Origin of the sequence: Inquilinus limosus MP06, assembly GCF_000767795.1 — a bacterium.
GTDB lineage: Bacteria > Pseudomonadota > Alphaproteobacteria > DSM-16000 > Inquilinaceae > Inquilinus > Inquilinus limosus_E.
Map to the genome: position 1 here is coordinate 1 of NZ_JANX01000284.1, position 7,710 is coordinate 7,710.

General features: G+C 71.4%; 11 protein-coding genes and 1 pseudogene. 7 read left to right on the forward strand and 5 right to left on the reverse strand.

The window, feature by feature from the left end; translation table 11 throughout:
• From P409_RS40850 to P409_RS20190, 3 genes are all read left to right on the forward strand, one after another.
• On the forward strand, nucleotides 1-117 hold a 117-nt coding region (locus P409_RS40850), incomplete at its 5' end, for a DUF6481 family protein (RefSeq protein ID WP_274519168.1).
• Nucleotides 118-136: 19 nt separating this feature from the next.
• Nucleotides 137-610 (forward strand): Cys-tRNA(Pro) deacylase, encoded by a 474-nt coding sequence (gene ybaK, locus P409_RS20185; protein WP_034842501.1) that lies wholly within the window; start codon nucleotides 137-139, stop codon nucleotides 608-610.
• Between the two features lie 243 nt (nucleotides 611-853).
• Entirely contained in the window at nucleotides 854-2,044 is a 1,191-nt protein-coding gene (locus P409_RS20190) for a BaiN/RdsA family NAD(P)/FAD-dependent oxidoreductase (RefSeq protein WP_034842503.1), read from the forward strand.
• Between the two features lie 84 nt (nucleotides 2,045-2,128).
• Here the strand turns inward: P409_RS20190 and P409_RS20195 are convergent, their stop codons facing one another.
• A complete protein-coding gene (locus tag P409_RS20195) occupies nucleotides 2,129-2,488 on the reverse strand; it encodes a putative quinol monooxygenase (protein WP_081991649.1) in 360 nt (119 codons plus the stop codon).
• 86 nt (nucleotides 2,489-2,574) lie between these two features.
• Nucleotides 2,575-2,874: an HlyU family transcriptional regulator gene (locus tag P409_RS20200; RefSeq protein ID WP_034842505.1), complete on the reverse strand. Its 300-nt coding sequence runs from the start codon at nucleotides 2,872-2,874 to the stop codon at nucleotides 2,575-2,577.
• Nucleotides 2,875-3,260: 386 nt separating this feature from the next.
• Between P409_RS20200 and cml the strand changes: the two are divergent.
• A pseudogene (gene cml, locus P409_RS20205) lies at nucleotides 3,261-4,438 on the forward strand (CmlA/FloR family chloramphenicol efflux MFS transporter).
• Nucleotides 4,439-4,475: 37 nt separating this feature from the next.
• Here cml and P409_RS20210 read toward each other — a convergent pair.
• Entirely contained in the window at nucleotides 4,476-4,844 is a 369-nt protein-coding gene (locus P409_RS20210) for a nuclear transport factor 2 family protein (protein ID WP_034842507.1), read from the reverse strand.
• 108 nt (nucleotides 4,845-4,952) lie between these two features.
• Between P409_RS20210 and P409_RS20215 the strand changes: the two genes are divergently transcribed.
• Both P409_RS20215 and P409_RS39035 read left to right on the forward strand, forming a co-directional pair.
• Nucleotides 4,953-5,750: a helix-turn-helix domain-containing protein gene (locus tag P409_RS20215; RefSeq protein ID WP_034842529.1), complete on the forward strand. Its 798-nt coding sequence runs from the start codon at nucleotides 4,953-4,955 to the stop codon at nucleotides 5,748-5,750.
• Nucleotides 5,751-5,859: 109 nt separating this feature from the next.
• The gene (locus P409_RS39035; RefSeq protein WP_161790433.1) at nucleotides 5,860-6,006 is read left to right on the forward strand and encodes a hypothetical protein; all 147 of its coding nucleotides are present in this window, start codon (nucleotides 5,860-5,862) and stop codon (nucleotides 6,004-6,006) included.
• On the opposite strand, the gene P409_RS20220 is transcribed toward P409_RS39035, so the two are convergent.
• A complete protein-coding gene (locus P409_RS20220) occupies nucleotides 6,007-6,546 on the reverse strand; it encodes a metallophosphoesterase family protein (RefSeq protein WP_034842510.1) in 540 nt (179 codons plus the stop codon).
• A gap of 265 nt (nucleotides 6,547-6,811) precedes the next feature.
• Here P409_RS20220 and P409_RS20225 point away from each other — a divergent pair, with 265 nt between their 5' ends.
• Entirely contained in the window at nucleotides 6,812-7,063 is a 252-nt protein-coding gene (locus tag P409_RS20225; protein WP_034842521.1) for a hypothetical protein, read from the forward strand.
• 47 nt (nucleotides 7,064-7,110) lie between these two features.
• On the opposite strand, the gene P409_RS20230 is transcribed toward P409_RS20225, so the two are convergent.
• Nucleotides 7,111-7,710 (reverse strand): MFS transporter (locus P409_RS20230; protein WP_034842524.1); only part of this gene is annotated, 600 nt, incomplete at its 5' end.

The window sequence follows — 7,710 nt, forward strand, 5'->3', positions numbered from 1 at the left end:
GAGGCCGAGGCCCGGGCCCGGCGCGAGGAGGCCGAGCGCATGGTCGCCCTGCTGGCCGAGCAGAAGGCCGAGCGCGATGCCCGCTACGCCGCCCGCAAGGCGCGCGTGAAGCGCTGATCCGAGGGCGCGGGCCGTCATGTCGAAGACCACCCGCGCCACCCAGGCGCTCGAGCGGGCGGGCATCGGCTTCGCCGTCGCCACCTATGACTACGACCCCGGCGCCGACCGCATCGGGATGCAGGCGGCGGAAGCCATGGGCGTGCCGCCGCGGATCGTGCTGAAGACACTGATGGCGGAGGCCGACGGTAAGCCGGTCTGCGTCGTCGTGCCGTCGGACCGTGAGGTCGGCATGAAGAAGCTGGCCGCGGCCTTCGGCGCCAAATCGGCGCAGATGATGCGCCCGGCCGATGCCGAGCGCGTCACCGGCTACCATGTCGGCGGCATCAGCCCGCTGGGCCAGAAGCGGCCGGTGCCGACGGCGATCGAGGAAGCGGCGATGGCCGAGGCCGAGATCTTCGTCAATGGCGGCCAGCGCGGGCTGCAGATCCGCCTCAGGCCGCAGGACCTGCAGGCGGCGCTGAAGGCCAAGGTGGCGCCGCTCATCGCCTAGGGATGCCCAAGGCAGTCTGCCCTTTCCACACTCCCCCTCCCCTCGCGGGAGGGGGTAGGGGGAGGGGTGTCGACGACGAGAGCTGGCCGGAATCGTCCAGCATGGCTGCCGGGTCGAGCGACGTTCAACGTTGGTTTCGGCGGCGCGAATACCCCTCCCCTACCCCCTCCCGCAAGGGGGGGGAGGATGAAAAGGCACAGATCGGCCCGGGATCGGGCTTGATCCGGCCGGAACGGAGACCCGGTGCAGTCCTTCGACGTGGTGGTGATCGGCGCCGGGGCGGCCGGGATGATGTGCGCGGCCGAGGCCGGCAAGCGCGGCCGGTCGGTGCTGGTGCTCGACCATGCCGCGGCGCCGGGCGAGAAGATCCGCATCTCCGGCGGCGGCCGCTGCAACTTCACCAACCTGCATGCGGCGCCGGCCAACTTCATCTCCGCCAACCCGCATTTCTGCATCTCGGCGCTTCGCCGCTACACCCAGCGCGACTTCATCGCCCTGGTCGACCGCCACGGCATCGCCTGGCACGAGAAGACGCTGGGCCAGCTGTTCTGCGACGGCTCGTCCCGCCAGATCATCGACATGCTGCTGGCGGAGATGAGCCGGGCCGGCGCCACGCTGCGCCTCTCCACCAGGGTCGACTCGGTCGGGCGCGATGCTGGTGGCTTCGTCCTGGCGCTGGCCGGCGAGACGGCAGGGCCCGTGCGCTGCCGGTCCCTGGTGGTCGCCACCGGCGGCCGGTCGATCCCGAAGATGGGCGCCACCGGCTTCGGCTATGATCTCGCCGCCCGCTTCGGCCTCAAGGTCACCGAGACCCGGCCGGCCCTGGTGCCGCTGACCTTCGAGCCCGCCCTGCTGGAGCGGCTGAAGCCGCTGGCCGGCATCGCCGTCGACGCCGCCGAGACCGGCTGCGGCCGCACCCGGTTCCGCGAGGCGATGCTGTTCACCCATCGCGGCCTCAGCGGCCCGTCGATCCTGCAGATCTCCTCCTATTGGCGCGAAGGGCAGGAGATCGAGGTGTCGATGCTGCCCGGCACCGACGTCTTCGAGTGGCTGCGCGGCGCCCGTACCGCCAATGGCCGGCGCGCCCTGCACACCGTGCTGGCCGAGGCGCTGCCGAAGCGGCTGGCGCAGGCGATCGCCGAGGCCGAGGGCGCGGCCGGCAACCTCGCCGACCTGTCCGACAAGGTGCTGCGCCGGGTGGCCGAGGCGGTGAATGGCTGGCGGGTGCGGCCGGCCGGCTCCGAGGGCTACCGCACCGCCGAGGTGACGCTGGGCGGCGTCGACACCGCCGGGCTCGATTCGCGGACCATGGAGGCGAAGGCGGTGCCGGGCCTCTATTTCATCGGCGAGGTGGTGGACGTCACCGGCTGGCTCGGCGGCTACAACTTCCAGTGGGCCTGGTCCTCCGGCTGGTCCGCCGGACAGGCGGTGTAGGCCGCGTCGTAGGTTGGGTTCGCTTCTGCGAACCCAACAACGGTCCGGGCCGCGGGATGTTGGGTTCGCCATCGCGAACCCAACCTACGGCTTTCGGGCCTCGGCCAGCGCGAAATCGCCGCGCATCGGCTGCCAGATGGTGATGCCGCGTTCCTGCCGCAGGATGTCGGGCAGCGCCGCGATATAGGCCTGGCGGTAGGCGCGCGGGATCTGCACCTGCACCAGCTCGTCGAGGTCGGCCCAAGTCTCGTAGATCATGAACAGGGTCGGGTCGTCCGGCGACCGGTGCAGCGCGGCGTTGATGAAGCTCGGCTCGTGCCGCATCGCGTCCAGCACCGGCGTCAGCAGGTCCAGGAACTCGGCCTCGCGGCCCGGCTTGACATGCAGGGTGACGGTGAAGGCGACGGTTCTTTCATCGGGCCGGGTGGCGGTGGAGACCAGCATCTCGTCCTCGGGATCATGGTGAACGTCCCGAGGATCGTCGCGGCCGAGAGCGGATCCAATAACCTCGCAGGTAACGGAGCTCAGCCTCAGTCCGCGAACACCCGGTCGCCCTGCTCGTCGATGATCTGCTGCGCCTTGGTCACCGAGAAGGCGGTGGCGTCGTCCTTGCTGGCGTGCTTGTCGGCCCGGATGAAGCGGTGGGTCTTGGTGCCCTCCGGGAAGTCCTTCTCGATCAGGCCCGCGGTCTGGTACTGGCCGCCGGCCGGGAACGGGGCGGGGCGGATGCGGAAGCCCTTGTACTCGACCGCCGGCCCGGCCGGGGCCTCGCCGGACGGGGCCTCCTCGCGCTTGCCGCCGCCGAACAGGGATTTGAGGAAGGAGACCATCGTGACGCCCGTGGGTTGCGCAGGAAGAGGAAGAGGAAGCGCAGCCTAGCCCGGATCGGGCCAGGGATCACGCATCGTCAAACCCCATACCGTCATTGCGAGCGCAGCGAAGCAATCCAGGGCGGTTTGGCGTGGCCCCTGGATGGATTCGTCGGCTTCGCCTCCTCGCAATGACGGTTGGTGGAGTGGTGTCGCTCGGTTGACGCCCAGCCCCGCACCCGCTACAGCCAATCCCGCCGTCGACCGGAGACCCGCGATGAGGACCGACTCCACCGCAACCCGCTGAGCCGCAGCAGCCATCCGGTTGTTGCGGCGCTCCCGATCACGGCCTTTCCCTGTCCTGATGCGGACCGCCGCCGAAATCCCCTTTCCGCGGAGGTCTTCCCATGCCTGCACCCAGGCCATGGCCCTATTCCCTGGCAGCCACGCTGCTGCTGTTGTCCCCCTTCGACCTGATCGCCTCGCTCGGCATGGATGTCTACCTGCCGGTGGTGCCGGAAATGCCGGCCGCGCTGGCGGCGACGCCGGCGCTGGTCCAGCTGACCCTCAGCCTCTATTTGCTGCTGCTCGGCTGCGGCCAGCTGCTGTTCGGGCCGCTCTCCGACCGCATCGGCCGACGGCCGGTGCTGCTGGGCGGCACGCTCCTGTTCACCCTGGCTTCGGCCGGGCTGGCACTGTGCTCCTCGGCCGCGCCGTTCCTGGCGTTGCGCCTGGTTCAGGCGGCCGGCGCCGCGGCCATGCTGGTCGCCACCTTCGCCACGGTGCGCGACGTCTATGCGACCCGGCGCGAGGGCGCTGTGATCTACAGCCTGCTCGGCTCGATGCTGGCCTTCGTGCCGGCCTTCGGGCCGCTGCTCGGCGCCGCGGTCGATCACGGCTTCGGCTGGCGCGGCATCTTCTGGCTGCTGGCCGGGCTCGGCGCCCTGGCCGGGCTGCAGGCGCTGGGACGCTGGCCGGAGACGCGGCCGGAGGACGGCGGCGGGGTGCGGCTGCGCCATGTCGGCGCCATCCTCGGCAGCGGACCGTTCTGGACCTACACCCTCGGCTTCAGCGCGGCGATGGGCGCGTTCTTCGTCTATTTCTCGACCGCGCCTGCGGTGCTGATCGGCGGGCTCGGCCTCGCCCCGATCGGCTTCAGCCTGGCCTCGGCACCGCCGCGCTGGTGATGATCGCGACCGCGCGCTTCGCCGGCCGCTTCACCGCGCGCTGGGCCGGCGCGGCTGCCTGATCCGCGGCATGGCGGCTGCTGCTGGCCGGCGCCGGGCTGCTGGCGTTGGGGCAGGTGGCGGCAGGCCCGTCGCTCTGGGCCTTCCTGGGACCGGTCTGGGTGATCTCGGCCGGCATCTCGGTCACCTGCGCCGTCACCGCCAACGGGGCGCTGCAGGGCTTCGGCCATGTCGCCGGCACCGCCACCGCGCTCTATGCCTGCCTGGAGGGGCTGATCGTCGGCGCCGTCGGCACGCTGGCGGTGCTGGCGCTGCCGGCCGGGCTGGCGCTGGCCGGGTTCTGCGCGCTCGCGGCGCTGGTCGTGACCGGCCTGGCGCTGCGCCTGCCGGCCGAGTGAAAGGGAAGGGCGGGCCTTGCGGTCCGCCCGCATTTCTTCACGCGGCCATCGCCGGGGCCTGGTCAAGGAAGCCGGTGATGCCGGACAGCAGGCCGCCGGCGATCTCGCCGAAATCGGTGCCGGCGACCAGCGGCGGCGCGCCGTCCGGCCCCAGCTCCCAGCGGAAGCGGATACGGCCGTTGTGCTCGTCGACCGGGCCGACCCGGCGGAAGCGATGGCCGGGGAACCGCTCCTGCACCGCGGCGATCATGGCGTCGATGCCGGCGCGTCCGTCGCCGCGCATCATTGGGTCGAGATAGAACGCGCCCTCGGCCCAGGTGGCGTCGATCAGGACGCGCCGGCGGCCGGCATCGGTCTCGTTCCAGATCGCGATGTAGCGGTCGACCAGCTCGGTGGCGTTGCTCATCTGAGGTCTCCTCGGGTTGCGATGGCCGGATCCTGTCCGGCCACGGGGAGGAAAGCGATTACCTGCCAGGTCATGGATGCGGCGGCGCGCGCCGGCTATCGTCCCCGTATGCCCAGCACCGCTCCCAGCTTCGGCGACCATCTGCGCGACTGGCGCCGGCGCCGCCGCCTCAGCCAGCTCGACCTCGCCTGCGAGGCCGACATCTCCACCCGCCATCTCTCCTTCATCGAGACCGGGCGGTCACGGCCCAGCCGCGAGATGGTGCTGCACCTGGCCGAGCGGCTGGAGGTGCCGCTGCGCGAGCGCAACACCCTTCTGGTGGCCGCCGGCTTCGCCCCGGCCTATCCGGTGCGGCCGCTGGACGACCCGGCGCTCGCCCTGGCCCGGCGGGCGGTGGAGCGGGTGATCGAGGCGCATGCCCCGAACCCGGCGCTGGCCGTGGACCGGCACTGGCAGCTGGTGGCCGCCAACGCCGCGGTGCCGCTGCTGCTGGGCGGGGTGTCGCAGGATCTGCTGCAGCCACCGGTCAACGTGCTGCGCCTCGGCCTGCATCCGGACGGGCTGGCGCCGCGGATCGTGAACTACGCCGAATGGCGCGGCCATCTGCTGGAACGGCTGCAGCGCCAGGTCGAGGCGGCCGGCGACCCGGTGCTGGTCGAGCTGCTGACGGAGCTGCGGGCCTATCCGGCCCCGCCCGCGACCCTTGCCGCGCTGGCCCCGACCGAGGAGGCGCATCCCAACGTCGTGGTGCCGTTCCGCCTCGCTACCGACTCCGGCGTGCTGTCCTTCCTGTCGACCACCACCGTGTTCGGCACGCCGGTCGACGTCACCCTGTCGGAGCTGGCGGTGGAATCCTTCTTCCCGGCCGACGCCGCCACCGCCGAGGCCTTGCGCCGCCTGGGCTGACCCGCCTCTGGCAACGCTTCGTAACAAAATTGTCCCCGGCTTGTATTTGACATAATTCCCGTAACGTCGTCACATGGGTGTCAGACTTCCTTGGAAGGGGAGCCAGCCGATGCGACGGGTGTTGAACTGGATGCGGCTTCTGGCAGCCGCCATGGGCGACGACGACGGGCATGAGCGCGAGTTGCACGCCGCGCTGCGCAAGGCCAATCGCGCTCCGAACCGGTGCCGCCGGCCGTTGCCAGACCCCGAGGTCTGATCACCCCTCTTCCTGTTTCGTCTTTCCAGGCAACGGTTTCTGCCGGCGCTTGCGCGCGATGATCTGATCCAGCGTCGCCGGACGCAGCTCCTGCACATCGGCCCCGACATCATATTGCCTCGTCATCGGCGCCAGCATGCCGTGCGAATGGCCGTGCAGGTTCAGCGACCCGCGGCCGATCTGGTTCCAGGTGCGGAACGGGTAGTGGCACAGGATCAGGTGCCGGCCCTCGATCTTCAGCTCGGCATAGGCCTGCACCGACTCCCAGCCCGGCGCCGCCAGGGTCCCCGGCCCGTCATTGTTGCCGGTGACCAGGTGCTTGCGGCCGTTCAGCCGGCCCAGCAGCGCCGCCACCGCGTCGGGCGGCGGGCCGAGCGCGAAGTCGCCGAGATGCCAGACCTCGTCCTCCGGCCCCACGGTCTGGTTCCACAGCGCGACCAGCGCCGCGTCATGCTCGGCGAGGTTCGGAAAGGGCCGCCGGTCGATCGCCAGAACGCGCCGGTCGCCGAAATGGGTGTCGCTGGTGAAGTAGACGGTCATGCCGGCATTCTGACCACGAATGCCGGACGGAAGCCATTGACGGCGCGGCCGCCGTCCCCGATCCTTCCTGTATGAACGCCATCCTCAACACCTCGCTGCACATGCGACGCCGGGTCCGTCCGGCGGCGGGCGTGCTGCGCGTTGAGGAAGGGATGTCCCCGGGGGCCTAGGCCCGCACCGACCAGACTCTCCCTCGCGTTCACCAGCCCGCCGCGGATCTCCCCGGCGGGTTTTTTGTTGCCTCGCTCACGAAAGGATCAGGGTCATGAGCCCGCCCGCTCCCGACAGGGTGCCCTATCTCCGGCTGGTGCCGCCGGCCGGATTCGAGACGCAGCCGCCGTTGCGCCCGGTCCGCCTCGGCCTGCGGCTGCAGCTCTCGATCCTGGTCGAGACGCTGCGCCGCCGCCGGAGCCGCGCCTTGCAGGTCGAGCGGCTGAGCGACCATGAGCGCCGCGATATCGGGCTGCCGCCGCATCCCCGGGTGACGCATCCGCGCGATCTGATCCTGTGGCGGTGAATCGCGGGTCGGGTTCGCTCCGGCGAGCCCGACCTCTGGCGGGGCCGCTATTCCGCTGGCGGCAGGGCCGGCTCCGCGCCCGGCTGGGCGCTGTCCGCCCGGGTGATCCGCCAGGCCATGACCAGGGAGACCGTCAGCAGCGCCGCCGCCAGCCCATAGGGCAGGCCGGGCAAGCCCAGGCCTGCCGCCGGCGCGATGCCCAGCGCGAAGCTCTGGGTGAACAGCACCGGGCCGATCATGCCGGTGATGCCGTGCAGCCCCGACAGCGCTCCCTGCAGTCGCCCCTGCTCCTCCGCCCCGACCCGGCGCGACATCAGCGCCTGCAGCGCCGGCCCGGTCAGGGCCCACAGCGACAGCAGCGGGATCGCCGCCAGGATCAGCCGGCCGGTCGGGGCCAGGGCGAACAGGGCGAAGCCGGCCATGCCGAAGGCCAGCCCCGCGGCCATCGCCCACCGCTCACCCAGCCGGGCCACCGCCGGGCCGATCAGGGCCGCCGACACCACCATCGACCCGGCGCCGACCGCCGCCAGCGACAGCCCGACCGCCGCCTCGTCCCAGCCATAGCGCTGCATGACATACAGCACGTATAGGCTGGGCAGAGATTCCTGCGCCAGGAAGATCAGGGCGGTCGCGCCGGCCAGGCCGAA